This window comes from Nostoc mirabile CHAB5784 (assembly GCF_020829645.1).
Taxonomy (GTDB): Bacteria; Cyanobacteriota; Cyanobacteriia; order Cyanobacteriales; family Nostocaceae; genus Nostoc; species Nostoc mirabile.
This window is the reverse complement of sequence record NZ_JAIVFS010000037.1, coordinates 1-25833: the sequence shown is the minus strand read 5'-3', so window position 1 is coordinate 25833 and position 25833 is coordinate 1. Positions and strand designations below refer to the sequence as shown.

The following is a 25833-nucleotide window of genomic DNA, read 5'->3' as shown; positions in this document are numbered from 1 at the left end:
ATGACTAATTTTTTAAAGGACTTGCGATCGCATCCAAGCTAAGGGCAAAGTGCGTAACTTTTTCCACTGGGGAACGTAAGCCCGTTGACTGAACACATCATAATCGTTGCGTTCAATCACCTCCAAAATCTGACCGTACAGCATTGATGCTGCCCATACAGGCCAACGGGCATCAGATGCTAAATAAGTAATTCCCTGGTCGGATGTGCTATAGAATTGGCGGGCCCGGTCAATTTGAAAGCGCATCAGCGCCCGCCAACGATCATCTACCACACCTTTGAAGAAGTCTTGTTCGCTATAGTTGAATTTTGCCAAGTCCTCAAGGGGAATGTAGATTCGCCCCCGTTTGGCATCTTCTCCCACATCCCGCAGGATGTTGGTGAGTTGATTGGCAATTCCCAGAGCGATCGCTTCTTCTGTGGGAACATAAGGTTGTTTGTTCTGCTGCCACGGAGCGGTGTATATGGTGCTATCTACACCCATAACTGCTGTTGACATTAAGCCAACAGTGCCAGCAACGCGGTAACAGTAGAGGTATAAGTCCTCAAAGGTTTCATAACGGCTGCGATATAAATCCATGCGCTGACCGGCAATCATATCCCGAAAGGGCTGAATGTCCATGGGAAAGCGCTGGAGGGTATCAACTAAAGCGACATCGTAATTTTCTAATGGGTGTCCCGCAAAAATCGATTCCAGCTGCTGTTCCCATAGGTCTAGGGTTTCTGGCGTGGTAATAGCAGATGCGGGCCCATCCACCAATTCATCTGTACGGCGACACCAAGCATAAATTGACCAAATAGATTGACGTTTTACCGGACTCATGAGCAAAGTACCCAGGTAAAAAGTCTTGGCATACTTTGCTGTGAGATGCCGACAAAGTTTGTATGACTCGTCTACAGAGACCAGCGTTTTCATGCGCGGGGGGGAATCAGGCAGTTGCAGCATTCGTTGCGGGCGGTCGGGTGAGCGTTTGCAGGTTTGAGGAATTTGCTACCGGGAGAGCCTCAGAAATTGCCTGCGCTGTCAGCTTACCAGAAAGTACGGCACCTTCCATACTGCCTAAGTAGCGTTGCATGGTATAACTTCCGGCGAGATAGAAGTTGGCAATGGGCGTAACTTGTGCGGGGCGGTACTGTTGACGACCAGGGGTCGCTTTGTAAACTGAACGCGGCGTTTTCACCACATGAGATTTCAGCAATGTTGCTGGATTGTCTCCCCCAAAGTGGTCGGGGAAAAGTTTTTCCAACTCAGCAATCGTTGCAGCCACAATCTCCTCATCAGATTTGGCAATCCAATCTTTTGCCGGAGCTAGAACTAATTCCAGCATTGAGCGATTGGGGTTGGCGTATTCACGGCAGGTATTGCTCATATCAGCATAAACGCTTAGGAGAGGCGATCGCGAAAAAAGCAAGTGATCAATTTCTGTAAGTTTCCGGTCAAACCACAGATGCAGGTTAATCACTGGTACTCCTTCCAAGCCTTCTAGCTTCTTGAAAAACTCCATAAGTTTCCAAGGTTTAGGCAACATGACCTTTAAAGGGTCAACCGACATGGCAGATACATACGAATCTGCTGTGATAACTTCATCTTCTGCCCCATTTAAGCCTCGAATCAAGTATCCTTTTACCGTGCCATCGGCGTTGAGCAAAATCTCTTTCAAGGGGGCATTCAACCGCACTTCTCCACCGCGTTCTGTGATGTAATCTACGATTGGGCTGCATAGACGTTCTGTGGGAGAACCATCTAAAAATGCAATCTTGGAGCCATATCGTTCTTGCAGAAAACGATTCAGTGCAGTTAAAAGAATCGTTGCCGAAACTTCATCAGGATTGATAAAGGTGAGCGCTTTACATGCGGCGATAAAAACGTCACTAGTTACCCGCTCGTCAACACCTTGCCTTTTCAACCACTCTAAGAAGCTGTACTTGTCCATGTCTTCAACATACTTTTGACCCCGAACCACTGCTGGAAGTAGGCCAACTGCAAACCGAATCTTCTGCTCCCAAGTCAACATGTCTTTGTTGCGAAGAATCGATGCAATCACGTTGAAAGGAGATGGAATATCTGGAACATCAAAACGTGAGAGTGTCCCAGGCTTGTCCGGTTGATTGAAAATCAACGTATGCTCTTTCCACTGGAGTCTGTCTTCAATGCCCAACTCTTTGAGCAATTGGAGCATATTAGGATATGCCCCAAAGAAGGCGTGTAACCCGGTTTCATACCAGTCGCCGTCAGAGTCTTTCCACGCCGCAACAAGACCACCCAATACGTCCCGGCTTTCCAAGACAATGGGAGTGTGACCTGCGTCTGTGAGATATTTCGCGCAGGAAAGTCCTGCTAAACCAGCACCCGCGATCGCTACTCGCATTTAACCCTAATGCCCTTCAATATTTCTTAATGGTTTTGTCGATTCTCATTATACGTTGCAAACCGTAACATTTGGCAGTTCTTGTGCGATCGCTTCCCCAAAAAACTTTTGCCAAAGGGAATTTTATTTACACGTACCTGCCCAACAAAATTGCCAATACCATTGTTGGTAATAGGTTTTGGGAAGCATTTCATCTAAATTTACATTCAGGAAATTTAGGCAAACATAAAGTAATTCCTTTAACTAAAATAGTTAATCTCAAATGTGGTCTTAAACTAGTTGATTTCTTTTGGAATCCGTGTATCTGATCTGAGAAAATATCTCGGACAGTGGTGAAAGACTACCAATTGATTTCCAGGATGCTTTTGTTCGGCAAACACTTAATTAGTGTAAAAATAAAGACCAAATATATTTTGGTTAAGTATTTTTGCTGTTACATCAGGGTTACAATTGTGGAAACTGAAGAGTAAACTCATTACCACATAAATTACCTAAATACATTTCAGTAGAGAAGATGCTCGGAAGTCGTGCTGCATTCCATAGTCAGTTCGGGCAAATTCTATTTGTAATATTAAACGGTCTTTATGAGTAGGAGTAATTCCTTTATGAAAACAAAGCGGATCTTCCACAAATCCAAAACCAGTGTTGCCACAAATCTTTACTAAAGATTCAGAACCATAATAATCGATGATTTCTTCATCTGTCTCTCGTTTACGTAGCCAAAGATGTGACAGCTTCTTCTTATTGTGACTACCACGAACACAGACATGAGGGCCGCTTTGATCATCTACATCAGTCAAATAAAAGAAAAACTTTAGAAACCGATAATCGTCTATATCGTAATGAAACAATTGAGCAGCTTGGCTTTTTTCATAATACGTTGTTTTTCCTGAAAAACTCCACCACATCATATTCCCTTGATGTACTGCTTGAACATCTAAATATCTAGCAGCTATTGCCAATAACTTTGGATCATTTTGAAGTTTTTTTATAGCAGGGCAAAGCAAAGACGTATTAAAATAACTACCGATGATAAAATGTTTTCCTGACTTGATTTGAGCTTGTTCCTTTTGATGATAAAAGAAACCCATATTTGTTTTTCGATTGCCATAACAAACTGTTGAATGAGCAAATTCGACTATTTCTTTAACAATCTCTTGGGGTAAATTAATTCCCAAATATAATCCTTCAGTTTTGAGGGTGTTAACAACGTCGTCTATATTCACATCTTTAAAACAACTATTGCTCTCATTAACAACTGATGAACATAATTTTTTTGAGGGTTTTAACAAAAATATCATTATAGTTCGCCCAGTTTTAAATCGGGCAATTTTACGCATTAAAAGCCATCTGGGATTTTTAGTCAATCCTTTATAATTTTCATAACAAATATTATAAAATTTGGAAAAAATTCTATCTAGATAGTTGTTGAATAAACTTATAGACATAAGTCTCCTGAGATTCAGATAGTAGGATGCATTCACAGAGTGATTCCAAAGGAGTACCGCAAAAATCTTTTTGCGGAAACACTAATCTATACTTATGTAAGTAATATCATCTAATTTGTATCTTAATTGTTAAATAATGAATAATATTTGCTGAGAGTCTATTTACTGTTTCTTTTTATAAGTCAGTCTTTTTTAAAGAGTTACTGAGAGGTTGAAGGGTATTGAGCATAGGGCATTGTTCAACAAGTAGGAGAGCAAACAGAAAATTCTTTCCCTCCTGCCTCTTAAAAGTTCCCACTCCCCATAAGGGTGTAGAATCAGGGTTTATGTCTTCATAGGTTGAATATCGCAGTTGTTTGCTACACAAGTATAGGTAAAGGATTATGCCAATATCGCAGGAGCTAAGGTGCTTTGGACATCACCTGATTCTAGGTATTTCTGGCACGACATTAAGCGATGATGATAAACGTGCCCTCAATGAATTGAGACCGATTGGGGTAATCTTTTTTGCCAAGAACTTTTTGGATGGCACCCCATATCAAGTTTGGCTAGAAAGCTTCAAAGATTTAAACAATCAGATACGAGAATATGCTGAACGTGATTCGATGTTTATGACTTTGGATCATGAAGGAGGGCGTGTCATTCGCACACCACTGCCGATTACGCGGTTTCCTCATGCATTATTGCTGCGATCGCACGCCCGCGAAGTAGCAAAAGCCACAGCATTAGAACTAAAATCACTGGGAATAAATTTATCTTGGGCACCTGTAGCAGATATTTTTTCCTATCCCCACAACCCCGTGATTGGGCCTCGCGCTTTTGGTAACACTCCCGAAACTGCTACTCAAGGTGCGCGTGACTACTACCTTGGACTTCGAGATTCAGGAATTTTGGGATGCGCCAAACACTTCCCCGGACATGGAGACACCAGCAAAGACTCTCACATTGAGCTACCAATACTGAATCTAACTTTAGAAGACCTGCGACTTCGAGAACTCATACCTTTCAGAGCTTTAATCGAAGTACAGATTCCTTTAATCATGACTGCCCATATTTTATTTCCTAAGATAGATGCTGATGTGCCAGCAACGCTTTCCCAGGCTATTCTCAAAACCATACTTAGAGAGGAACTTGCCTTTGAGGGAGTAGTTGTATCTGACGACTTAGATATGAAAGCGATCTCAGATATGTTTATTAAAGCTGGTACTGTAGCGCGGTCATTTCATGCAGGCTGCGACCTGTTTATTGTCTCGCGTAATATTAATTCATCATCTATTGAAAGAACTTATCAGATTGCTGAAGATTTCGTCGATTCCCTCAGCAAGGCTAGCTTAGATGAATCAGTAGTGGAAGCAGCCAGAGAAAGAATTGAGAAACTACTGGCACTAACACCGCAATATCCCGTACATGTTCTGGATAAAGATATATTATTGCAACATGCTCAACTAGCGATCGCTAGTTCCTATTCATAACCTAACGTGCATTAAAGTTGCATATTAGCAATTTTCAAAAGGCTAGCTAGGATTGCATTTCTTAATTTTGAATTTTGTTAGCGCAGCGTAAAGCCTTCTCTTCTTAGGCTGCGCCAACGGCATGGCAACGCTATGAGCGAGTCCGCGTACCCCTGCGGGGAAGCAAGCTACGCGCAGCGTCTCGTAGAGAGCGTCATTTTGAATTTTGAATTGCTTAATGGGTGGTATAGGGGTCGAACCTATTTCTGCGGGTTAAAAGCCTACTGCACAGCCGTTATGCCAACCACCCTAGTTAATTTAAATAAGAAATGAGCAAGTGCGATCGTATACTTACATCGCAAGCGTTGTTAACACCAACACTAGATATAAATCCACCAGGGAGGTACTGCCCCTCCTATTTCTGTGTTATCAGCACAGCGCCTCACTTTTCGGCTTCAGGTGGATAGGCGGAAGATGGGGAATCGTAGCTTGCTTCCCGTAGGGTACCGCTACAGTTTGCTGTACCCTGGTTTTCAAGACCAGTTGCCGACCATTCAGCAGCATCTTCCATTCAGGGGTATCTGACGGGGCTTGAACCCGCTATGACTGGTTCCACAAACCAGCGCCTCGACCACTTTGGCTTCAGACACCATCAGTGGAATCAATGGGACTTGAACCCATAACCTCCTGCTTGCAAGGCAGGCGCTCTATCCATTTGAGCTATGACCCCATCAAACAAGTGAAAAGAGCAAAGTAAAAAGTAATAAAGAAAAAGAAATAATTAAATTCTTTCTTTTGACTTTTGACTTGTTTAAGCGGGAGTGGTAGGACTTGAACCCACAACTTTCGAGGTAGAAGCTCGAAGCTCTATTCCATTGAGCTACACTCCCAATATTTGGTAGTCCTGGCAGGAATTGAACCTGCAACCCTTTGCTTGTAGGACAACTGCTCTACCGTTGAGCTACAGGACTACGCAAGCGAGTGGAGGGACTTGAACCCACGCACTGAGTATGGCGCACTCAGATGCTACCGATTACATCACACCCGCAAGTTTCAGAGCGGACGGCGAGATTTGAACTCGCACGAAGACGTTGGAAGCGTCTCATGCTGCCGTTACATCACACCCGCATCAAGCTGGTAACAGGAATTGAACCTGCAACCTACTGATTACAAATCAGTTGCTCTGCCAATTGAGCTACACCAGCACTAATTTTGGTGACGGGGGCAGGAGTTGAACCTGCCGATGTTCAGGTTATGCAGCCCCACAAGCCACCGTTGCTCTATCCCCGCATATTCACCAATACCCCTGACTGGATTTGAACCAGCAACCTCTTCGTTCTAAGCGTAGACGCGAAGCGGCTTCCCGCAGGGTAGCGCCTCTTCCGTTGGGCTACAAGGGCAAAGTCTGAGTGGCAGGGATTGAACCTGCGACCTGGAGTTCCCAAAACTCCCGCGCTCCCAACTGCGCCACACCCAGATATTTTGGTACTCCCGACAGGATTTATAGACGCAAAGCGGCTTCCTCAAAGGTATCTGCAAAAAACTAGATCCTCGGTAAGCGTGTGTCTTCCATTCCGCCACGAGAGCTTGTACCAATTCTCTAAAATCCCGCAACAAATTCAAACCTAGAAACCCAGATGAAATCTGACTTTCTTAATTACGAATTACGTTAGCGCAGCGTAAAGCCTTCGGCATGGCTTCGCTTAGAGCGAGTCTTCGAGCGTCATTACGAATTACGAATTGGTATCAGTGCTCCTGGTGGGAGTCGAACCCACAACCAAACAGATTTTAAGTTTGCCACCTCTTCCAATTGGGCTACAGGAGCAAGTTTTGGTACTCTTGGTAGGAATCGAACCCACAACAATACCGTTTTTGAGACGGCAGCCTCTTCCAATTGGGCTACAAGAGCAAAGTTTGGCAGCCCCACCAGGACTCGAACCTAGAATCTTCGCCTTCAAAGGGCGCTATGTTGCCAATTACACCACAGGGCTTTATTGCCAGGGCAGGGTTTGAACCTGCAACCTCATCGTTCAGAGCGATGCGACTTACCAATTCGTCCACCCGGCATTAAACAATTCGTAGTTCGTAATTCGTAATGACGCTCGCGGACTCGCTCTAAGCGAAGCCATGCCGAAGGCTTTACGCTGCGCTAACGTAATTATGTTTTGTGACCGGGATTTAAACGCCCGACTAACATAAAAGCAGGTTATAGAAACGTGTGTATCAACCCTATTTAATTACGAATTACGAATTAGTAATTACGAATTATGATTGGCTGCCTCAGTAGGACTCGAACCTACAACCGCGCGGTTAACAGCCGCTTGCTCTACCATTGAGCTATGAGGCAACGAAGCCCCCCAGGTCGGAATCGAACCGACGACCTCCTGTTTTTCAAACAGGCGCTAACTACCAACTGAGCTACCGGGGGATAGGAGAAAAGATCATGTAACGAGAGCGGAGGGATTTGAACCCTCAAGTCTTCAGTTTCGTAGACTGAGATGTTATCCGATTACACCACACTCTCAAAGCGGAGAGAACAGGATTTGAACCTGCGACGGGTAAACACCCGTTTCCTCTTAGCAGGAGGACGCTTTGGGCCACTCAGCCACCTCTCCATAGTGGGTCGAGCAGGATTTGTAGCTTGCTTCCCGTTCGCGGAGCGTCCCGTTGGCGCAGCCTCTCGTAGAGAAGGGAAGGGTACCTGCGTGCAAAAAAGAACAGTTTTACAGACTGTCGCCTTCAGCCAGACTCGGCCACGACCCATAATCATTCCCTCGACGAGAATTGAACTCGCATCTGTGCTTTGAAAGAGCACTGACTTAACCATTCGTCCACGAGGGCATAATTTACCGAATTTTAGATTTTAGATTTTGGATTTTGGATTAAATTTTTTAATCTAAAATTGTCTGACGCAGGGACTAGGATTTGAACCCAGAACATCGGATTTGGAGTCACGAGGTGTTGCCGTTACACCATCCCTGCATTTGGTGGCAGCGGCGGGATTTGCACCCGCATATACCAGGGTATGAACCTGGGGCTTTGCTGATTAAGCTACGCTGCGGAAAGCACCAGAGGCTGAGGTGAGATTTGAACTCACGATATCGGTTTTGCAGACCGACGCCTTCGACCACTTGGCTACTCAGCCATTTGGGAGCCTCGACGGAAGTTGCACCCGCACCAGAGGCACAGCGACTTAGCTAGTCATCCACAAGGCTACACGGGAGCAAGGAGAATCGAACTCGTAACCTATCGCACGAGCTGCGATCGCTCTACCCATTTGAGCTATACCCCCATAGTTAATATCTGTGCCTAATATTTAAGCTTCTAGGCACAGATTTTTGGTGAACTTGCCCATTTCTTATTTAGTTTTCATGGTTCAGAAAATTTACTTTTAACTGTTAGAAACTGTTAGGAAAACAACCGAAACTCTAGGTAGCAAGCCTGTTGTGTATTACGGATGTATTCTGTGGTTTTGCTAAGTGCAAACTTAAAACTTTTTTGGTTGATTGCTTCTACTTCCGATGGTTTGCAAGTAGGAACAGCTTTGTTGACTGGGGACTTTGGTTTATTCCAACGTCTGTCCTTTAGTTGTATGTAGAACATAACTTTGACCCTTGAGAAGCTTTGTCTTTCGCCTCACTACTTTTATACTACAAAATACTACAAGAGGTGTCAAGGGGTTTCATAAAAATTTTTTGAAATTGTCTAGAAAATGTTCTGCGCTTATATTTGAGCTTGCTAAACCCTCTGAAAAGTCAAACTACAGCTTATGATTGGGTGAATCTTTAAAAGCCTGACGTGACAGAGAATTCCTGCAAGCGACAACAGATAATTAGTTTTGTCGCGATCGCCTCTACGATTACAGCTTGTAGTATCGGCCCACAATTGGGGTTGAACAAGCCTTTAAGCAAAATCCATATTGCACAAGTTCAAGCTCATCCAGCAAAGGGCCAAATTAATGCCCAACTACCGCCAGCCAAAGTAGAAAACCCTACCTTTACAGTCCCGACTAAATTTCAGGGAAAAACAGTTTATCAGGTGCATCCCAGGAATAACGAGAAGGTTATTGCTCTAGGCATTGATGATGGGCCCTAGCCGAAGACAACCTTAGAAATGCTGGATATCCTGAAGCAAAATGATGTTAAGATGACATTCTTTTGGGTAGGACAAGCTTTGCAAGCAAATCCTGACCTAGCCAACAAGCCGGTTTGCGTCTACGCCAAAGAACTATACAAGCATTGCCACAAATCATCAGTGGACTCAAACAGCAAGGCTACCGATTTGTGACAATTCCCGAATTGTTAAAAATGGCACAATAAATAGGGAGAAATATTACTCCCTGAATTTTAGATTTTAAATTTTGGATTTTAGATTGAATAATCCAAAATCCAAAATTGAGTCACCCTACTATTTTGTTTATTCGCTCATGACAGAAGCACAAGTTTGAGATTCTTGCCAGAGTTTGTGCAAAAAGAACTCAGCGCGATCGCTCATAGTGGTGAAAAACACACCTACAGCATCCTTAGAACTATCTAATAGCCAAGAACCCCGCAGAGTTACTTCCATATATTCAGCATCGCAGGCACAGAGGGCAATGATTTCTTTGTCATCTCTTTTTACCTCAGCCTTAAGCACTTCTACTCCTGGCAAATCAACAGGAAGCAAAAAGGAAGCGGTACTGGGTTCAATGCATAAACTTTGCCCAACTCGCAGGGCTAAAATCACTCGCTGCGCTACCCATTCTTCTAGCGACAGGGTGAGACATTCCAAATAAAAGCTGCTTTCAGTGTAAGTTAATTTCAGCATTCCTTATGCTCTCCTGTTATTCCAGGCTTCCTTGCATATCTATCCAAAACTGTTCGGCAAAAGAAATCGCGGGGTGGATTGGTGCTTTTGGCTTGGTACGCAGTTGCATACCAGCTTCAAACAGGATGCGATCGCCTTTATGGGAGTTACATCTCTCACAAGCTGTGACTACGTTATCCCAAGTGTGAGAACCGCCTCTTGATCGCGGCATCACATGATCTAGCGTTAGATGTTTGCCACTACCGCAGTATTGGCAAGTGTGATGATCTCGTCGCAACACTTCCCGCCGATTCACTGGCGGAACTTTCCACATCCGCTCATTAGAAGTAATTGTTAAGCGAATGTGTTTTGGGACATCAATTACCAAACTGGGTGAGTGAACTCGCCATCCGCCTTCTGTGGTAAAACCTAGCGGTTGAGCTTTGTCTGTTAGTAACAGCACAATTGCCCGCTTGATATTGATCCGACACAGTGGCAAGTAATTTTGAGAAAACACCACCACAGATTGCTCTAACACTTGCATTGCGTTCGCGCCGCGCATTGTTCGCGCAGCGTCTCGCAGAGAAGATATCGTCACAGCTTAACTCCTTATAAAAAAACCCCCGCTTCAAGTTTTCGGTGAAGCGGGGGTTAGAATTGACCAGAAAATTTTCTGGTCTCATATCGGTACAGTATTCCTTTGTCTGTACCCCCCCGTTTCTTCATCTAGTTCTGGTTTTGCAATCAGCGCACTAATGCTGAGATGTCTAAAGTCATAATTACCCTCTGTGATTTGCCCATAATTTCGGCTACCATCGCCCATAAATAAATACTCCACTTCCATAGCAGCTGATTCCCAATCGGTTCGGCAATTGGTAGCGCACAAAATTGAAGTAGAGATGGGGTAAATGGATTTCACAGAAAATTTCACCTATTGAATATCGCTTTAAACATACTACACTTGTATTACTATCTTGTCTATACCTTTAAGGAGAAATAGTGATGCATACGATCACTCGCACCCCAACCACCGATATGGAAGTTACCAGCATCCGCCTAGAGCGGGAACTGAAAGATAAGCTCAAAGAAATAGCTGGCAATCAGGGATATCAAGCTTTGATCCGAGATATCCTTTGGAATTATGTCCAGCAAAAATCAGGTGAATGGAAGCCTCGATTTTCGCGAACCGACATTCGAGCTAGCATCGCTGCCACAGCTCAGCAAGAAGAACGCTGTGTACTCACAGGTCAACTAATTCAACCCCAAGAACCAATGTTGTTAGGGCTGACCAGGAATGGGGATATGGTTCCTCTGAGTGTCGAGAGTTTGGCTGGATAGTCTTATATTCAGGCAATGCAGCTCAGTTATTTTTACTAAGTAATTGGGCTGCATTGAGAACTTAGCTTTATTTTCTCCAATGAGTAAAACTGATTGTTAAGAATTTTAACTTATGTACTCCATTGCTGCTACAAGGTAACTCTGTTTGATGCTCTGGCTTAGTTATATTTGATTGAGAGCAATATAGATCAAAGAGTAGCTTGTTAAATGGAATAAAATAAAAACAAAATTTTACAAAATATTTAAAATAGATGCAGTGTTTTTACGGGTATTTCTGGGGAATTTTCTTGAGATTCCAGAGAAATTACGGTTTATGTATACTTACAGACAGGATATTCTAGGTCAAAGTTAGTTAATTATCTCAATATAAAGAAGATAAAGCAGCCAGAAATAATCAGGCTGGGTCATTTTAGAATATCCTAAGTATTTCACTACCTGTGTAGCAATTTTCTTAATATAGCGGGAACTTGGCCATCTGCAATAGAAAAGGGCTATAACAGGTGAGAGAAAGTATTCATACAAGATTTGTCAATTATCAAGGTGTAGCAACACAACTAACGGTGAACAATATGCCAAGAGGTTGGGTGCAAAAACAATGGACTTATTATCCGAGGGCGTGCCAAAAATGAAAAAGCCTTTATCGTCGCCGCCACATTATGTAGATGACATAGATCGACTACAACCTTACCAAGTCAAGCTGATGCAGCATCAGGAAGAACCTGCCCGCAAGTTGGTACAAAAGATTAACCAAATCATTGCCAATAGCTCCGCTACAGCATTGATGTTGCAAGATATTGCCCAATTGCTAGGCGTTGTCTTTCAAGTAGATTGTTGCTGCTTGGTTTCAGTAACTGGTGAGACATCCGAGGAAGCAATTACTACTAATTGGTGTGCTGATGAGTATCTAGCATTACCACACCCAGAAGAGATGTTTTCGATGGAACAGTTGCTTATGCACTCGCCAGTGCTGCAATGTGCTGCGGAACCATTGACTATTGAAGATATTTCCATCATTCAGAATAGTTTGGTAATTGGGTGTCAATATTTGCCACTACCGATAAAAGCAGTTTTGGCAATTCCCACCCGGTTTGGTGGCAATAATAATGGGGTGATTAGCCTGATTAAATTCCAACCCTATGATTGGAGTGAATCAGAAAAACAACTCTTAAAAGAGGTAGAGTCGGCTTGTGCGATCGCTTTTTCTCACGTAGCACAAGCCCAGCTAATTGCTCATCAACAACAGTATCTGCAAAAGAGCAATCAGTATCAAAGCTTGATCAAGCAACTAACATTACTGAGCCGTAGCAACTTGGAGCTTAATCAAATGCTCCAGTTAGTTATCGCCTCTACTGCCGAATCTCTACAGGCAGATCGGGGTTTGCTTATACTACTAAAATATACAGACCCATTATTTAGGACTCAAGCTAAAAAACAAGTTCCTAAAGCGAAAGCTAGAGTGGTTGGTGAATGGGCTAAGGAAACCCAAATTTCTCGGACTACTAAACCAGATACCTTAGATCAGTCTTTCTTGCTTTCGGAGTGTGGTTTATGCCAGCGTGCCTTCATAGATTCTGCAAAATCACTAGTCTTCGATAATTACACAGAGCAAAAAGATACTTCCTCAGCTGCTCCATTATTTGCAATAGAGCAATTGCCTGCGGTTTTATTAGTGCCATTAGAGAGTCAAGGTAAAATCTTAGGATTCTTGGTGCTACAGCAAGCTGTGACTCGCAGTTGGCAAGCAGCAGAATTAAATCTTGTGCAAATGGTTTGTGCTCAAGTAAGTAACGCCATAATTCAGTCACAGACATTGCGCCAAGTACAAACTTTGGTAGATGAGCGAACGGCGAAACTACAGAGTAGTCTGGAACTCCAGGCAAAACTGCATGAAAGAACCCGGCAGTATGTTGAGCAGTTGCAGAAACTCAATGAACTCAAAGATGAATTTTTGAGCAATATGAGCGATCGCTTGCGCTATCCTTTGACAAACATGCTGATGTCAATTCGGAACTTACGTTTGCCAGGAATCGCGCCAGAGCGTCAGGTTCGATACATGGATATCCTAGAGCAGGAATGTACAAAAGAAATCAACTTGATTAATGACTTGTTGACACTCCAGAAACTAGAGTCGCCTCACGAAGCCCCGCAATTAGAATCTATAGATTTAAATACTAAAATTCAAGATATAGCAGCATCTTTCGAGAAAAAACTCGCAGAGAAGGGATTAAAGATTTCTGTAGATTTACCAGAGGAATCGCTAAAACTGCAAACTGAACTGGAGAGTTTTGACCGCATCCTGCAAGAGTTGTTAACAAATGCCTGTAAATACTCAGAGCATGATACTATTGTCCACCTTGAAGCCTCTCACCAAGTTGATCAACAAATTGATCAAGTTATCATGAAGGTGACGAATACAGGACGTGCCATCTCTCAAGAAGAAGCGACCTATATCTTTGACAAGTTCCGTCGCGGAAAAGGGCGCTGGACTCCAGGGACTGGCTTGGGACTTGCTTTAGTCAAGTCTTTAGTGCAGCATCTGAATGGAGCGATCGCAGTTGAAAGTCTCCCAATTTTGGATTCTGAACAGAGCGAAATTTGCTTCACCCTGACTCTGCCCCAATTTTCTGACGAAAGCAAACTATAATTCTGAAAGTGACTAAAAAACAGAACGCAACAGAGAACCTTGATCTCCAGTCTCCTAGTGATGATATCAACCTCGAAGAGGATTTTACTGCTGATGCAGTAATGGCAGCTAAGGTAGAAGTTCAAATTGAGAAGATAGCAGAGCGACAGCGACAAATCACCGCTAAAGTCCAAATTCCCCAACCAGTGGAACAAATCTGGAAGGTTCTCACAGATTATGAAGCCTTACCTGACTTTCTCCCCAACCTCGCCAAGAGTCGTCTAATGGAGCATCCTAATGGTGGTATTCGACTAGAGCAAGTTGGCTCCCAGCGCTTACTGAATTTCAACTTTAGTGCGCGAGTAGTTTTGGATTTGGAAGAATACTTCCCTAAAGAAATTAACTTCCGCATGGTAGAGGGAGATTTTAAAGGCTTTTCTGGTAGCTGGTGCTTAGAGCCTTATTCCCTTGGTGAGTATGTAGGAACAAATCTTTGCTACACAATTCAAGTTTGGCCTAAACTCACTATGCCAGTGGTAATCATTGAAAACCGCCTGAGTAAAGATTTGCGGTCAAATCTTTTGGCTATTCACCAGCGTGTAGAAGAGTTAGCCAGCAAAGAACCTTATGTATAGTTAAAGTATCATCCAAGGAAAAGCCTGGATGATACTTTAAGTTGGTATATTTCCAGCAAAAAATACTTTTGCTTTTTTATTGTTTTTAAGTACCCCCAGGGGAATTCGAATCCCCGTTACCTCCGTGAAAGGGAGGTGTCCTAGGCCTCTAGACGATGGGGGCATTCGGACTCAGACCTTTTATAAGGTAACCAATTTCCTGGCCTTTGTCAACAGCTTTTGCCAAAAAAAGTTTGTGGCGGCTAAACTGGGTGGAGGCGAAAGCTTGAAGAGGATACAAAGACATGGAGACACGTAAAGAATTCCGTAGATGCTTCTGCGGCTTGCTGCAGGGTGCTTCAGCGTCCGGCGCTCGGAACTTCGAGAGACGGTCAGATAGAAAAAACGCTAAATTCAGCAATGGACAAAGGGTATAAGGAAGTGGCAAGGTGACTCAGGAACCTTGCCACTGGTGGGCTTTCTGCTCTAATACTTGTAAAGTTAATGTCTACGGTTTTTTACAAGAGATTTTGAAATAAATCGCTCAAAATCTACAACATGGAAGCATCTTTTGAAATTACCCTACAGATGGCGATCGCCGTCCTTGCAGGCATTAGCGCCCAAGTGCTGGCTGCATACTTTCGGATACCCAGCATCGTTTTGTTGTTGCTGTTGGGCATCCTCTTTGGCTCTGATGGCATCGGGCTGTTGCATCCCCATTTGCTAGGCAGTGGACTGGAAGTTATTGTCGCCCTAGCAACGGCAATCATTTTGTTTGAAGGCGGACTTAACTTGGATTTGCGAGAGTTAGGTAGAGTTTCAGTCAGCTTACAACTGCTCGTCACTCTAGGAACGCTGATCACATTGCTTGGTGGGAGTATGGCTGCTCACTGGCTGGGTGAATTCCCCTGGAACATAGCTTTTCTCTATGCTTCCATCGTTGTGGTGACAGGCCCAACCGTCGTTGGCCCTTTGCTCAAACAAATCAATGTAGATCGGCAAGTAGCAACACTCTTGGAAGGAGAAGGGGTTTTGATTGACCCTGTAGGGGCTATACTCGCCTTCGTTGTCCTTGATACGATTTTAAATGGCGATACTGACCCCATTAATGCGATCGTCGGTTTGCTGATGCGCCTGGGTGTTGGTGCTGCAATTGGTGGTGCTGGCGGTTATCTGATGAGTTTGATTTTCAAACGCGCCAGTTTTCTGTCATTCGAGTTAAAAAACTTAATGGTATTGGCGATACTTTGGAGCCTGTTTACCTTATCGCAAATAATCCGCAGTGAATCGGGAGTAATGACAACAGTAGTTGCAGGAGCAGTTTTTGCTAACTCGTCAGTCCCAGAAGAACGCCTGTTAAGGAGCTTTAAGGGTCAGCTGACAATTCTCAGCGTCTCGGTGTTGTTCATCTTATTAGCTGCTGATTTATCCATTGCCAGTGTGTTTGCTTTGGGTTGGGGTAGTTTATTCACTGTTTTGGTATTAATGTTTGTCGTTCGCCCAATTAATATCCTCTTGTGTACCTGGAACAGTGACTTAAACTGGCGACAGAAACTATTTTTAAGCTGGGTTGCTCCTAGAGGAATTGTTGCTGCCTCCGTAGCTTCCTTTTTTGCGATTTCGCTGACACAGCGCGGCATTAATGGCGGTGATTCCATCAAAGCTTTAGTTTTCCTGACAATTATCATGACTGTTGTCTGTCAAGGGCTAACAGCTGGCTGGGTTGCTAAATGGCTGCAAATCACTTCCAAAGACGTAACTGGGGCAGTAATTGTGGGTTGTAATCCGTTAAGTCTTTTAATTGCCCGCTTCTTTCAAGAACGGGGAGAAAACGTGGTCATGATTGATACTGACCCTGAATGTCTTGTGCAAGCCGAGGCGCAAAATCTGCGGGTGATTGCTAGCAGTGGGCTAGATGCTGCTGTTTTGGAAGAGGCAGGACTTGCCTCTATGGGTACTTTTTTGGCTATGACAAGTAATGGCGAGGTGAATTTTGTTTTGGCTCAACGAGCAGCTGAGGAATTTAAGCCGCCGCGCGTCTTAGCTGTTTTCCCCCGCGATCCGCAAGCGAATATTTCGGTTAGTAATAAAGTTAATCAAGCTTTTATCCCAGACTTAGCGATTAAAACTTGGAATGAATATTTGAATGATGGGCGCGTCAAGCTAGGGACAACTACGCTAGATGAGTTGGAGTTTTCTACTCAATGCGATCGCATCCAAGAAAAGATTCGGACTGGGGTGTTGATACCGCTATTGATAGAACGAGAAGAACGCTTACAGGTAATGCCAGCTAACCAAGAGTGGGAAGTTGGCGATCGCATTATTTACCTGTTGCATGACCCCAGACCTAGCCTTTTAAAACGCTTATCTGGTGCTACCCAATCCACTCCCCTCTCTCTAGAAAAGTTACCGGAGGTTGAAGACCTATCCCTCGCCCAATTGCCTCAATTTTCCGCTAGTGAAGCTCCTGGGGGATGAGCGGCAGGGAAGCAGGGGAAGCAGGGGAGGCAGGGGAGCAGGGAGCAGGGAGCAGGGGAGAAGATGCTGTAATTTCCCAGCAATAGAGGGTTTCAGAGCAAATAAATTTATTTATGCTTAATGTTAAATATTTATTTCAAGATGCATAGCACAAGAAATAATGCGTCCAATATCAAGCCCCTAAATTTATTTATGGCCTTCTCCCCCCTGCTCCCTGCCCCCTGCCCCCTTTCCTCTTCTTTGACTCTTTATTAGCCTTGGGAAGGAATAAATTCGCCTTCCGCTGGTTCTTGTAAATTACCAATTTTTGGTCTTGGCGTTTCTTGATATATTTCCCATTCCTGCCACAGTAAAGCAGATAAATGTACTATGGCAAGAATTAGCGTAGCCACCGAAATCAGATAACTGTGAATTGTGTAAAGGTGTTGGATAGTAACTGTGTTAATGGCTCCACCCCCAGTTAGGATGTCGCGCAGTTGTCCACCAATAAAAGGAATAGCTTCGATAGTTCCTAGTTCAATGTTAAAACGCCAGTATCCTTCCTGAGTCCAATCTAGGATCATCGCTGTCCAATTCAGCCCGATCGCACTTAAGGTTAACAAAATCCCGCTAATCCAAGCGGCAAGCCAACTCTTGCGAAATTGCCGACCTAAAAACATCACCACAATTTGAATCAGAGCGATCGCAATTACTGCGTTACCAGCAATATCATGCGCTCTCCAAAACAACCACCCGTATGGCAGTTGTGTATTAATCATCTTCAATGAGTTATAAGCTCCGCCTGCTGTCGGTTCATAGTAAAAAGAAAGCATTACTCCGGTAGAGATATAAATTAAGCACAAAGTCAGAATCACGACCGATATTATCGTCGCCACTCGTTGCAAAATCCTATCGAACTGGGTGCTTTGCATAGCTCACCCCTCCTGTTCTTAACTAGGTATTTATTACTAATTACAATTTTAGCTAAGAAATTTTAATAAATGTTGCATTACCCAAATAAAAATATAGTTTTTTAAATCGGATATATAACACCATTCTCGATGAGCTAACGGCGCGAAAATAAACATACGATTTCAAATGCCGCAAGAAGCTCGGAATACAATACTTTTGACTTTCGCCTTGCGGTACTGGCCCGCCTCAGACTTAAGTCTGAGGCTAATAGCCCAAGTCCACTCAAGTGGACTGAAATCGTTTACTAGTCGTTTTTAGACGATAGCGTAGCAATGAATTACTAGGCGATTGTTGGGACTAGCGCCAGATATCAGTTAAATCAAATATTGCACCCAAGCTTTTAAGGGTTCTGCTGAACCATACCAGATTCCAGGACTTCTCGGAGAATGCCTCACACCTTCAATCACCAGATTTTCTGCCCCTTCTAGGTGAGCAGCTTCAATGGGTGTGATTCCATCTCCCCAAGTGTTGCCCTTACCACAGGTTAATTGGTAACTACTGTAAGCTAACCAGCTACCGCGCCGCCTTTGGCCAAAGATAGTTTTGCCAGCCACACAAACGTAATGAACGTTTTTGTAAAAAGCTCCTGGGTAGTTATTGGTGACAAAATCTAGATTGGAGCGCGTCCAGCGTTCTTGGCTAATATGAGGTGTACCCAAGGTGATGAGAGTAGCAATCAGGGGATGCGCTTCCCAGAGAGATGGTTTAACGTTACCTCTTGCCAAATAAGGCTTTTCTCCCATGTAGATGCGGGATATCCAACCTCCCGCTGAGTGACCAATCAAGTTAATTTGAGTAGCATTATGTTGCTGCAATGTATGCTTGATTGTAAGATCGAGTTGTTGCAAAATTGGCGTTACAGGTCTTCCTCCAATAGTGGGTAGCCAGTCACGCCGTCGCAGTGGTACTGTAACAGTGGGAAAATTTAACTGTTGTAGGGATTGTTCTAGTTGGCGGTAAGCGATCGCGCTTTCTAGATATCCAGGTACAATAACTGTCGGTAACGGCATTTTAAATTTTGGATGCAATGATTGATAAGGGTTTGAAGTTTTTTGACGAAGAAGAAGTCAAAAGTTAGAATTGCGATCGCATGACTGACTCCTTTTATAAAAACCTAAATAGCTTTGGTGGGGTTTAGGGCTAGAATGTCAATAGAATTGTACAATTTGCAACAGATTTAGGGACTGCTGATGTGGTAGTATTTTCACATAGGGACTAGTCTCGGATAAGTAAGTGTGCCATCTGTTACAGAAGCTTAGTTGACTGGAAAACGGTATAAAAAACAAGGCAACTTCAGCAGATGTTGTAATGTTGCTAAGACTTGTGCGTTCACTTAAACTTTATAAATATCCCAGATATTAATTTTAATTGCGTGCGTCATAAGAATTAAGAAATCAAAAGTAGTAATTTTTAAAATATCTCTTTAGCAAGCTCAAACTGGAACACATGATACAGCGTCATTAATCAATTAAAAACTTGAATAAATGGCAATTTTGGCGTTTTCATTGCCAGGATAGGAAGTTATTATTTCCTTAGAGGGACGCATTTTTTGCAAGATATTGCAAGATAGTCAAAAAGAGAAAATCGCTAGTCAACTGCAACTGAGCCGAGTGAACGATAACAGCTATGTCTTACATCTCCCTGTTTAAAAATATACCAGAACTCTTAAGCCAGCCAATTGGGATAGCAGCTATAGCTTCTCTTGGCATCCACGGTGCGATCGCGATGATTGTGCCATTGATGCCTATGGATTCTAGCAAACCCAAAGATACAGCATCATCAAAAACCGTCGGACTTTTAGAATTGAGCCAAGCCGACCAAAGCCGTTTGCCGCAAAGCACGCCCCAAATTGGTTTACAACAACTTCCTCCAATAGCGCCACTTTCTCCTTTGAACTTTAGCGCCCAAACTCTATTGCCCCCAGTGGCACCAGCGCCATCCAGTCAGCTAGTACTGCCTCCGCTACCTGCATCATCGAATAACTATCGGGTTTCCTCCTTGCCTACAAGGCAGTCTTTGCGGATGATTCCTAGTAGTAATTTGGGATTTGACGCCTCTAAATTTGATAGTTCTAAATTCAATACCAGCCCTAAATTCTCTCGATCGGCTCCTCGTGTAAATGTCAGTGACACCAAATACGAGGCACCTCAGCCGTTGGCTGTAAATAGATTACCAGAATTGCGATCGCAGAAAATACCTGATGATATTCTGCAAAAACCGTTGGCTGTAAATAGATTGCCACAATTGCAGTCGCAGCAAATACCTGATGATATTCTGCGGAATGCCCAATCTCCAAACTTATCTGACACTAGCCCCATTGCAACAGCACAGGGAAATACGGCTTCACAAATGACGCAATCGGGTAATGATGCGTCTAGAATTGATCAAAACCCGCTGATAAATTCTCTAAAACAAGCTCCAAGGGCTGGGGATAGCTTAACCCTAATTAGGGGAACCACGTCACAGACACCCGATTTATCTGTCAAAGGAACTCAACTGGCTATAGCACAGCTAGACTCTTACGCAAACCTGAGAAAAGAAGTCCAGCAACAATACCCCAACGCTCAACAAAAACCAGTCATCCGTCAAACATTACCCACGAAGAAGCCAAATCTCGAAGGTGCTGTTTTGGGTGTATTAGTGGTAGATCCTGATGGTAAGGTCTTAGATATCAAGTTTCAAGACAAGTTAGTTTCCCCGGAATTGAAATCAGAAGCCAGGGAATATTTCAACAAGCAATCTCCCAAGGGAGATAAACGGATCAGTTCCTATCCATTTAACCTAAGTTTCCAAAACAATACTAGCAACACCACTGGGACTACTCAATTATCTGCACCGGGAATCAATAACAATCAGCTTACCCCCAAACCATTTCCTGAACTGCGAATCAGAAATAATCAGCCCACGCCTTCATCGACAGGTACTCTTAAACCATTAGCTGCACCAGGAGTCAATGGCAATCAGCCTGAGTTTTCACCGACAGCTGCTCCCAAACCATTATCTGAACTGCGAATCAGAAATAACCAGCCTGCGTCCTTACCGACAGGTACTCTTAAACCATTATCTGCACCGGGAGTCAATAGCAATCAACCTACGCCCTCATCAGCAGTTACTTCTAAACCATTCCCGGAACTGCAAATCAGAAATAACCAGCTTACGCCTTCATCCGCGGTTACTACTTTTGAACCGTTAGTGCTGCCAAGAATCAATAAGAGTCAGCCTACAGCCTCTGGTGAATCGGATGGAAAATTAGTAGAACGGTTGCGCGAAGTGAAGGAAAACAGACAAAAGTCTAATCCAGAAAAATAATCACCAGATGGTTATTTTGGATTAAGAACAAGCTAAAAGCTATGAATGATAAAGATTCTGAATTTATCATTCATGTTTAAAATATCGTTTTTAGTAGTTGACGAACTGGCGATCGCTAGTTCGTCAACTACTATTTCGTTAGAAGGTTCTAATAAAGAAAAATACTGAGGGATTTCCCACAAATAAATTCTCCCATCTTGTGGGGTGATTGTCTCGCCCGCCTTTGATTACTGATATATAAAGACACTTAATCCACAATAATGAGACGGTATAGCTACTTTACCAGCCTTGTTCTGCATTCTGAAAAACGTAAGCAGCTACCTCCAGAATCTCCTCAGAACTTAACTTGCTTTTAAAGGCAGGCATGGCATTTTTACCATTTTGTACTTGGTGGATAATCGCTTCGATTGAGTCACTATTATAATTTTCTAAGTACTTTGACAATGCTTCCTTTTTCAAGGTTTTCTGGCTAATAAGGATGTTACCGCCACCTATATGGCAAGAAGCGCAGTTAGCCTCAAAAATTTTAGCACCGTTGGATATTTCCGCAGCTAGTGCTGGACTAATGAATGTCAAATTGAATAGAGCGATCGCCCACAGTAGGATTAATAAAAGTATTCTCAATAGAATTTCCTCGCAACAAGCCTCCAGCAAGAGTATAAACGCGATTAATGCCTAATTAAGTCAAGTTTGATCAAAATTGGCGGTAACGAGTTTACCCCTCTATTGCCACAGGTTACTTAGCGTCTTAGGGGAAGATAGGACTCGTTACCGCCATTTATTCATTGTATGCGTCACTCTCTCTAGGAGTGTGGTGTGTTGCTATGGGCTAATTTCAGAGAAGCAAGCCCAGAAAATCATCTTGTGTCAATGAGGATCTTTTTAGCCTTGGACAGTGATTGTACCAACCATGCCAGCACCACGGTGGGGTTCGCAGTAGAAGGTGTAATCACCAGCAGGTGCGTCTTTGGGGAAGGTGGTTGTTTCCTTTTGACCAGCACTCATCAGCAAATTCTTATGAGACAGAGATTTTGCTAAAGTGGCGTCCTTAGCTGGATTTTTGGCAGCGTCAAACACAACATTATGGGGAGGAACTTTATTGTTCACCCATTCAATTGTATCACCTGGTTTAATTGTCAACTTTTTCGGTTCAAATGCCAGCATTCCTTTATCGCTACCCAATTTCACCTTGTAGGTTTCAGCCGAAGCACTGGGAGTAAAAACAGCGAAGCTGCTAACAACTAAAAGGATTGTCAACACAGCTAAACTAAGACGTCGCCAGCTTGCCGAAATCAATTTCATGGCTCTCTCCTAACAAACAATTTTTTTTCCTTTCTCATTTTAAATAAAATCAACGCCAAATATGACAATCTGTCATAGATACATTTTTTTTTTAAGAATGAGGAGCAATTTATTGCAAAAAAGCTCTGCAATCACTAAGAAATACTAGACTGCTATTGCCCAAAAAGCCTGTGAATAAAGGTAAACAGTAAAATAAAAGATTTTTATTTTTTCTTCAGGAATATCTTGACTTTTGAAAAATTTTTTGCGCCCAACCCAGGAATATTTTGTGCTGCTGTGAGAACGAAAGCAGCTAAACTTTGGTGAAAACTGGGGAATGGGGAATGGGGAATGGGGAATGGGGAATGAATTCTGCCCAATGCCCAATGCCCTATGCCCAATGCCCCAATGACTCAGTACTAATTCCAGGATTTAGTAATAGATTTTTCCGCCTCCCCACTTAGTGCCGACAATTTTGGGTTGTAAGAGAATATGACCGGCGATCGCCTCCAAGTCTTCATCTGTCAGATTTCGCATTGCTGTGAAAATATCTGCACTTTTGATACTGGGGTGTATTTCGGAAATCTCTTCTTCCCCGTCGTAAGTAGTAGGATTTTTCAGATAATCCACCAAGCCTTCAATGTTATTACGGTTGGGTGTTGCCAGTGCCAGGTCTTCTGGAGTGAGTCCAACGTTCTGGTTTGTCTTGGTAACTCCCCCAGCATGACATTGGGCGCAAGCGTAATTAAATAAGCGTTTGCCTTCTTTGACTTGTTTAAGGCTGAGTACGGTGACCTCACCTTGAGTATTTAATGGCACCGTCAGGGTAGCTTTGTCCAGTTCCACTGCTGTCGCGCTACCGACAATCAACTGAAACGAGAGTAAAACAGTAACCACAACAACGCCAATTAGTCTTTTAAACATGTTTCCCCTTAAAGATTTTGACGCTCAACACAGCTAAGAAAGCGATTCTCAATCTCCAAGCTGCTAATTGCTAACGACTCATTGTTTTTTATCATTAGCTATCAGTGATTAGCCAAAGCCCGAGATAACCCTTCAGGTGACCTCGCGATCATCGCCCATCGAGTCGCTAGTACCTTTTGGGCGTATTTCAGACGATATTTGGGAAATAATTGCCTTTGCATCTTCAAACGCCAAACGAGTCTTTTGGTGTTTGTAAGCAATTCCCAGTTGGTTGCACAGAGAAAACACTTTTTCTACAGGAATGCTGTAGTCGGCTGCTATCTCTGCGATCGATAGGTCTGCAAAACCCATAATGCTTGTTAACTGATAGATAGAGATTGAGTCGCTGTAATACCAATATCACGTTAGGAGTGCAATTTGTTGCCCAAAATACTGTTTGGGGAATGGGGTATTGGGAATGGGGCATGGGGCATAGGGGACGGAGAATGGGGGAATGAGGGTGATGAGAGGCATAAGGGGGACAAGGGGCATAAAGGGAATAACCAATGCCCCCTGTTCCCTGCCCCCTTCCCCCTGCCTCATATTCTGCCGTGTTCTCAAAGTAATCCAAACTCGTTCATTTTCAGCTAATCGCGTGAAGTTCACTACTGAACCTCCGCTTAATCCTGTACTAACCCGGCTGTAGCGATGGGTCGTGCATGATTATTGTACTCTGTGCTTAAAAATCGGAACTTGAGCTTCTGAACTTGGAAGTTCGTACTCGGAACTTAGAATTGTTGGGTTAATAAACCTTGTACTTGTGCTAGCACAAAATTTTTTATATAATTCAGCCTGTATATTCACATAGAATTATAAGCATTCCAATGATCAACGTCCACACGAGATATTGGCTTAAAAATGACTTTTATCACGTTACTACAACTGTAGTAAATCTGCTACTAGCCAGAAATCCAAATAAGATTAAGCCGAAGGCACGATTTCTCAATTTAGGATGTGGAAGAAAAGGCATTCAGACAGAAGACTGGCTAAACTGTGATGGTTTTCTTCAACCTAGCGTGGATTATGTTTTCGACATAACCGGAAAGATGCCTTTGAAAGATGCTCGTTTTGAAGGGATTTTTTCAGAACATTTTTTTGAACATTTAATCCCTGACCACACCAAAATATTTTTATCAGAATGCCTTAGAGTACTCAAGCCCGGTGGGATTTTGAGGTTGTCTGTTCCTGATGGAGAGCTTTACCTAGATCGATACTTTAATGATCACGAGTGGATGATGCAGCGAAGACCTGAGGTCAAACCTAGAACACGTATGGCGATCGTAAATGAGGTATTTCGACAAGGGTTTCAACATCAATATTGTTACGATTTTGAAACAATAAAAGTTGTGCTTGAAGAATCGGGATTTAAGGACGTACGTAGGGTTGATTTTCAAACGAGTAGTATTCCTGAACTATTAATAGATCAGGAGTCGCGAAAATTTGAAAGCCTATACGTAGAAGCTACCAAGCCCTAAAAAGTTAGGTTGCGTTTTAAGGCTTACAATGTCTCTGAAGGCTAGAAAGGCAGTTAAGTGTTGATTTTTTGTGGCCAACTTCTAATAGCTAAAGTCATTTAACCCCAGCCTACGTTCTGGGGTTCTTTTTATGGGAATATTTTAGGTGATCGTAAAAGCCTTCCTAAAATCTGTCTTTTACTGTTCAATTGATTGAATTTGCTGATTAGCTTCATTCTGTGCCTTCAGCACCACCTGCTTTAATGGTTGTTACCCCAAAAAGGCGCTGACAACTTGGTTATCAAAGTTATTCACGATCGCCTCTGAATATTTACTTATCTGCGAATGTGTAGCATAATTTACTCCATCACTTAATGGCGATCGCAGTAGGTCTTGGTCATAGCTAGTAAATACTGAGCATTTTTCTTACATGAAAGTGAGAACCGATGCTATACCCTATTAGACAGGACTTACGCAAACAATAGCCGAAACCCTTATTTCACGTAGGGGCAATTCATGAATTGCCCCTGAGCGCGTGTACTTTTGCGTAAGTCCTATTAGAATAACTTCAAAAAATAAATTATCCAATTTTTGGAATCAAAACGACTTTTCCTCCACCAGCAAGAACTGCTCCCCTGTCCTAAGAGGCTGTTTGAAAAGTCGGAGAGATGGTAAAAAAGCTCTCTCAGTATACGCTGTGAATAGATAGTAGACAGCACTGAGAGAGCAACATGAGTAAAGCATACCCCAGCAATCTGACCCGTGCTCAA

23 protein-coding genes, 25 tRNA genes and 1 pseudogene are annotated in these 25833 nt (G+C 43.1%); 9 read left to right on the top strand and 40 right to left on the bottom strand.

The genetic code is table 11. From position 1 onward, the window contains the following. Positions 1-12: 12 nt before the first annotated feature. The 3 genes from crtB to LC653_RS22375 form a co-directional block, all read right to left on the bottom strand. Positions 13-945 (bottom strand): 15-cis-phytoene synthase CrtB, encoded by a 933-nt coding sequence (crtB, locus tag LC653_RS22385; RefSeq protein ID WP_229483135.1) that lies wholly within the window; start codon positions 943-945, stop codon positions 13-15. Continuing rightward, the gene (gene pds, locus LC653_RS22380; protein ID WP_229451495.1) at positions 929-2368 is read right to left on the bottom strand and encodes a 15-cis-phytoene desaturase; all 1440 of its coding nucleotides are present in this window, start codon (positions 2366-2368) and stop codon (positions 929-931) included. The genes crtB and pds overlap by 17 nt, the downstream gene beginning before the upstream one ends. Positions 2369-2859: 491 nt before the next feature. After that, entirely contained in the window at positions 2860-3816 is a 957-nt protein-coding gene (locus tag LC653_RS22375; RefSeq protein ID WP_229496945.1) for a phytanoyl-CoA dioxygenase family protein, read from the bottom strand. Positions 3817-4199: 383 nt separating this feature from the next. Here LC653_RS22375 and LC653_RS22370 point away from each other — a divergent pair, with 383 nt between their 5' ends. Beyond that, on the top strand, positions 4200-5288 hold the full coding sequence (locus LC653_RS22370; protein WP_229496944.1) for a glycoside hydrolase family 3 N-terminal domain-containing protein: 1089 nt from the start codon (positions 4200-4202) through the stop codon (positions 5286-5288). Between the two features lie 218 nt (positions 5289-5506). Here LC653_RS22370 and LC653_RS22365 read toward each other — a convergent pair. The 26 genes from LC653_RS22365 to LC653_RS22245 form a co-directional block, all read right to left on the bottom strand. Then, a tRNA-Lys gene (locus LC653_RS22365) sits at positions 5507-5577 on the bottom strand. Positions 5578-5709: 132 nt separating this feature from the next. Beyond that, the gene (locus LC653_RS46310; protein ID WP_267923150.1) at positions 5710-5838 is read right to left on the bottom strand and encodes a hypothetical protein; all 129 of its coding nucleotides are present in this window, start codon (positions 5836-5838) and stop codon (positions 5710-5712) included. 5 nt (positions 5839-5843) lie between these two features. Further along, positions 5844-5917, bottom strand: a tRNA-His gene (locus LC653_RS22360). A 6-nt stretch (positions 5918-5923) separates the two neighbouring features. Beyond that, a tRNA-Ala gene (locus tag LC653_RS22355) sits at positions 5924-5997 on the bottom strand. A gap of 86 nt (positions 5998-6083) precedes the next feature. Continuing rightward, positions 6084-6157 (bottom strand) — tRNA-Arg (locus tag LC653_RS22350). A 6-nt stretch (positions 6158-6163) separates the two neighbouring features. Further along, positions 6164-6238 (bottom strand) — tRNA-Val (locus tag LC653_RS22345). A 5-nt stretch (positions 6239-6243) separates the two neighbouring features. Continuing rightward, positions 6244-6315 (bottom strand) — tRNA-Gly (locus tag LC653_RS22340). A 9-nt stretch (positions 6316-6324) separates the two neighbouring features. Next, a tRNA-Gly gene (locus LC653_RS22335) sits at positions 6325-6395 on the bottom strand. 4 nt (positions 6396-6399) lie between these two features. Further along, positions 6400-6472 (bottom strand) — tRNA-Thr (locus LC653_RS22330). A 96-nt stretch (positions 6473-6568) separates the two neighbouring features. Further along, positions 6569-6667, bottom strand: a tRNA-OTHER gene (locus LC653_RS22325). A gap of 4 nt (positions 6668-6671) precedes the next feature. Further along, a tRNA-Pro gene (locus LC653_RS22320) sits at positions 6672-6744 on the bottom strand. Positions 6745-7017: 273 nt separating this feature from the next. Further along, positions 7018-7092, bottom strand: a tRNA-Leu gene (locus LC653_RS22315). 6 nt (positions 7093-7098) lie between these two features. Beyond that, positions 7099-7176 (bottom strand) — tRNA-Leu (locus LC653_RS22310). Positions 7177-7182: 6 nt separating this feature from the next. Next, positions 7183-7258 (bottom strand) — tRNA-Gln (locus LC653_RS22305). Between the two features lie 3 nt (positions 7259-7261). Next, positions 7262-7334 (bottom strand) — tRNA-Gln (locus LC653_RS22300). 205 nt (positions 7335-7539) lie between these two features. Beyond that, a tRNA-Asn gene (locus LC653_RS22295) sits at positions 7540-7614 on the bottom strand. 6 nt (positions 7615-7620) lie between these two features. Further along, positions 7621-7695: transfer RNA gene (locus LC653_RS22290), tRNA-Phe, on the bottom strand. Between the two features lie 21 nt (positions 7696-7716). Then, positions 7717-7791 (bottom strand) — tRNA-Arg (locus LC653_RS22285). Positions 7792-7795: 4 nt separating this feature from the next. Next, positions 7796-7882, bottom strand: a tRNA-Ser gene (locus tag LC653_RS22280). 4 nt (positions 7883-7886) lie between these two features. Then, positions 7887-8029 (bottom strand) — tRNA-Tyr (locus LC653_RS22275). A gap of 7 nt (positions 8030-8036) precedes the next feature. Then, a tRNA-Glu gene (locus tag LC653_RS22270) sits at positions 8037-8107 on the bottom strand. 70 nt (positions 8108-8177) lie between these two features. Continuing rightward, a tRNA-Trp gene (locus LC653_RS22265) sits at positions 8178-8249 on the bottom strand. Positions 8250-8252: 3 nt separating this feature from the next. Next, positions 8253-8328: transfer RNA gene (locus tag LC653_RS22260), tRNA-Met, on the bottom strand. Positions 8329-8339: 11 nt separating this feature from the next. Then, positions 8340-8412 (bottom strand) — tRNA-Cys (locus tag LC653_RS22255). Positions 8413-8485: 73 nt separating this feature from the next. Beyond that, a tRNA-Glu gene (locus LC653_RS22250) sits at positions 8486-8559 on the bottom strand. Between the two features lie 116 nt (positions 8560-8675). Next, positions 8676-8870, bottom strand: a complete 195-nt coding sequence (locus LC653_RS22245; protein ID WP_229496943.1) for a hypothetical protein — start codon at positions 8868-8870, stop codon at positions 8676-8678. Between the two features lie 195 nt (positions 8871-9065). Between LC653_RS22245 and LC653_RS46910 the strand changes: the two genes are divergently transcribed. Continuing rightward, on the top strand, positions 9066-9362 hold the full coding sequence (locus LC653_RS46910) for a hypothetical protein (protein WP_308189121.1): 297 nt from the start codon (positions 9066-9068) through the stop codon (positions 9360-9362). Positions 9363-9380: 18 nt separating this feature from the next. Further along, positions 9381-9554: a polysaccharide deacetylase family protein gene (locus LC653_RS46905; RefSeq protein ID WP_308189120.1), complete on the top strand. Its 174-nt coding sequence runs from the start codon at positions 9381-9383 to the stop codon at positions 9552-9554. Positions 9555-9683: 129 nt separating this feature from the next. Here the strand turns inward: LC653_RS46905 and LC653_RS22235 are convergent, their stop codons facing one another. The 3 genes from LC653_RS22235 to LC653_RS22225 form a co-directional block, all read right to left on the bottom strand. Next, the gene (locus LC653_RS22235) at positions 9684-10073 is read right to left on the bottom strand and encodes an alr0857 family protein (RefSeq protein ID WP_229496942.1); all 390 of its coding nucleotides are present in this window, start codon (positions 10071-10073) and stop codon (positions 9684-9686) included. A gap of 16 nt (positions 10074-10089) precedes the next feature. Further along, positions 10090-10596, bottom strand: coding sequence for an HNH endonuclease (locus tag LC653_RS22230; RefSeq protein WP_229496983.1), 507 nt, complete (start codon positions 10594-10596; stop codon positions 10090-10092). A gap of 135 nt (positions 10597-10731) precedes the next feature. Continuing rightward, positions 10732-10983, bottom strand: a complete 252-nt coding sequence (locus LC653_RS22225) for a hypothetical protein (protein ID WP_229496941.1) — start codon at positions 10981-10983, stop codon at positions 10732-10734. A gap of 71 nt (positions 10984-11054) precedes the next feature. On the opposite strand from LC653_RS22225, the gene LC653_RS22220 reads away from it, so the two are divergent. The 3 genes from LC653_RS22220 to LC653_RS22210 all read left to right on the top strand — a co-directional run bounded on the left by LC653_RS22220 (position 11055) and on the right by LC653_RS22210 (position 14648). Continuing rightward, positions 11055-11390, top strand: a complete 336-nt coding sequence (locus LC653_RS22220; protein ID WP_229496940.1) for a ribbon-helix-helix domain-containing protein — start codon at positions 11055-11057, stop codon at positions 11388-11390. 625 nt (positions 11391-12015) lie between these two features. Continuing rightward, positions 12016-14034, top strand: a complete 2019-nt coding sequence (locus LC653_RS22215; protein ID WP_229496939.1) for a sensor histidine kinase — start codon at positions 12016-12018, stop codon at positions 14032-14034. Between the two features lie 65 nt (positions 14035-14099). Continuing rightward, positions 14100-14648, top strand: a complete 549-nt coding sequence (locus LC653_RS22210; protein WP_372478209.1) for an SRPBCC family protein — start codon at positions 14100-14102, stop codon at positions 14646-14648. A gap of 90 nt (positions 14649-14738) precedes the next feature. Here the strand turns inward: LC653_RS22210 and LC653_RS22205 are convergent. Next, positions 14739-14811 (bottom strand) — tRNA-Glu (locus LC653_RS22205). Positions 14812-15185: 374 nt separating this feature from the next. On the opposite strand from LC653_RS22205, the gene LC653_RS22200 reads away from it, so the two are divergent. Continuing rightward, positions 15186-17105 carry a cation:proton antiporter gene (locus LC653_RS22200; RefSeq protein ID WP_229496937.1) on the top strand — a complete coding sequence of 640 codons (1920 nt, stop codon included), beginning with the start codon at positions 15186-15188 and terminating at the stop codon, positions 17103-17105. Between the two features lie 251 nt (positions 17106-17356). Here the strand turns inward: LC653_RS22200 and LC653_RS22195 are convergent, their stop codons facing one another. Together LC653_RS22195 and LC653_RS22190 are read right to left on the bottom strand one after the other, a co-directional pair. Beyond that, entirely contained in the window at positions 17357-18016 is a 660-nt protein-coding gene (locus LC653_RS22195; RefSeq protein ID WP_229496936.1) for a cytochrome b N-terminal domain-containing protein, read from the bottom strand. A gap of 354 nt (positions 18017-18370) precedes the next feature. Further along, on the bottom strand, positions 18371-19066 hold the full coding sequence (locus tag LC653_RS22190) for an esterase/lipase family protein (protein WP_229496935.1): 696 nt from the start codon (positions 19064-19066) through the stop codon (positions 18371-18373). 616 nt (positions 19067-19682) lie between these two features. On the opposite strand from LC653_RS22190, the gene LC653_RS22185 reads away from it, so the two are divergent. After that, a complete protein-coding gene (locus LC653_RS22185; RefSeq protein WP_229496934.1) occupies positions 19683-21365 on the top strand; it encodes a hypothetical protein in 1683 nt (560 codons plus the stop codon). 279 nt (positions 21366-21644) lie between these two features. On the opposite strand, the gene petJ is transcribed toward LC653_RS22185, so the two are convergent. From petJ to LC653_RS22165, 4 genes are all read right to left on the bottom strand, one after another. After that, complete coding sequence (gene petJ, locus LC653_RS22180) at positions 21645-21989, bottom strand: cytochrome c6 PetJ (protein WP_229496933.1); 345 nt, start codon at positions 21987-21989, stop codon at positions 21645-21647. A 258-nt stretch (positions 21990-22247) separates the two neighbouring features. Next, entirely contained in the window at positions 22248-22667 is a 420-nt protein-coding gene (petE, locus tag LC653_RS22175; protein ID WP_229496932.1) for a plastocyanin, read from the bottom strand. Between the two features lie 411 nt (positions 22668-23078). Then, on the bottom strand, positions 23079-23570 hold the full coding sequence (psbV, locus tag LC653_RS22170; RefSeq protein ID WP_229496931.1) for a photosystem II cytochrome c-550: 492 nt from the start codon (positions 23568-23570) through the stop codon (positions 23079-23081). 132 nt (positions 23571-23702) lie between these two features. Then, a complete protein-coding gene (locus LC653_RS22165; RefSeq protein ID WP_229496930.1) occupies positions 23703-23921 on the bottom strand; it encodes a hypothetical protein in 219 nt (72 codons plus the stop codon). Between the two features lie 512 nt (positions 23922-24433). On the opposite strand from LC653_RS22165, the gene LC653_RS22160 reads away from it, so the two are divergent. Next, complete coding sequence (locus LC653_RS22160) at positions 24434-25084, top strand: class I SAM-dependent methyltransferase (protein ID WP_229496929.1); 651 nt, start codon at positions 24434-24436, stop codon at positions 25082-25084. Between the two features lie 177 nt (positions 25085-25261). Here LC653_RS22160 and LC653_RS47950 read toward each other — a convergent pair. Further along, a pseudogene (locus LC653_RS47950) lies at positions 25262-25465 on the bottom strand (ABC transporter substrate-binding protein); the annotation flags it as partial. Positions 25466-25833: the final 368 nt, after the last annotated feature.

What these genes read in the sequence shown, in the direction of transcription:
- LC653_RS22235 (WP_229496942.1), bottom strand. Translation starts at nt 10,073, where the DNA reads ATGCTGAAATTAACTTACACTGAAAGCAGCTTTTATTTGGAATGTCTC.
- LC653_RS22190 (WP_229496935.1), bottom strand. Translation starts at nt 19,066, where the DNA reads ATGCCGTTACCGACAGTTATTGTACCTGGATATCTAGAAAGCGCGATC.
- LC653_RS22245 (WP_229496943.1), bottom strand. Translation starts at nt 8,870, where the DNA reads ATGTTCTACATACAACTAAAGGACAGACGTTGGAATAAACCAAAGTCC.
- pds (WP_229451495.1), bottom strand. Translation starts at nt 2,368, where the DNA reads ATGCGAGTAGCGATCGCGGGTGCTGGTTTAGCAGGACTTTCCTGCGCG.
- LC653_RS22195 (WP_229496936.1), bottom strand. Translation starts at nt 18,016, where the DNA reads ATGCAAAGCACCCAGTTCGATAGGATTTTGCAACGAGTGGCGACGATA.
- LC653_RS22165 (WP_229496930.1), bottom strand. Translation starts at nt 23,921, where the DNA reads ATGGGTTTTGCAGACCTATCGATCGCAGAGATAGCAGCCGACTACAGC.
- LC653_RS46905 (WP_308189120.1), top strand. Translation starts at nt 9,381, where the DNA reads ATGCTGGATATCCTGAAGCAAAATGATGTTAAGATGACATTCTTTTGG.
- LC653_RS22370 (WP_229496944.1), top strand. Translation starts at nt 4,200, where the DNA reads ATGCCAATATCGCAGGAGCTAAGGTGCTTTGGACATCACCTGATTCTA.
- LC653_RS22220 (WP_229496940.1), top strand. Translation starts at nt 11,055, where the DNA reads ATGCATACGATCACTCGCACCCCAACCACCGATATGGAAGTTACCAGC.
- LC653_RS22230 (WP_229496983.1), bottom strand. Translation starts at nt 10,596, where the DNA reads ATGCAAGTGTTAGAGCAATCTGTGGTGGTGTTTTCTCAAAATTACTTG.
- psbV (WP_229496931.1), bottom strand. Translation starts at nt 23,570, where the DNA reads ATGTTTAAAAGACTAATTGGCGTTGTTGTGGTTACTGTTTTACTCTCG.
- LC653_RS46310 (WP_267923150.1), bottom strand. Translation starts at nt 5,838, where the DNA reads ATGGAAGATGCTGCTGAATGGTCGGCAACTGGTCTTGAAAACCAGGGT.
- LC653_RS22375 (WP_229496945.1), bottom strand. Translation starts at nt 3,816, where the DNA reads ATGTCTATAAGTTTATTCAACAACTATCTAGATAGAATTTTTTCCAAA.
- LC653_RS22200 (WP_229496937.1), top strand. Translation starts at nt 15,186, where the DNA reads ATGGAAGCATCTTTTGAAATTACCCTACAGATGGCGATCGCCGTCCTT.
- LC653_RS22185 (WP_229496934.1), top strand. Translation starts at nt 19,683, where the DNA reads ATGTCTTACATCTCCCTGTTTAAAAATATACCAGAACTCTTAAGCCAG.
- LC653_RS22215 (WP_229496939.1), top strand. Translation starts at nt 12,016, where the DNA reads ATGAAAAAGCCTTTATCGTCGCCGCCACATTATGTAGATGACATAGAT.
- petE (WP_229496932.1), bottom strand. Translation starts at nt 22,667, where the DNA reads ATGAAATTGATTTCGGCAAGCTGGCGACGTCTTAGTTTAGCTGTGTTG.
- crtB (WP_229483135.1), bottom strand. Translation starts at nt 945, where the DNA reads ATGCTGCAACTGCCTGATTCCCCCCCGCGCATGAAAACGCTGGTCTCT.
- LC653_RS22160 (WP_229496929.1), top strand. Translation starts at nt 24,434, where the DNA reads ATGATCAACGTCCACACGAGATATTGGCTTAAAAATGACTTTTATCAC.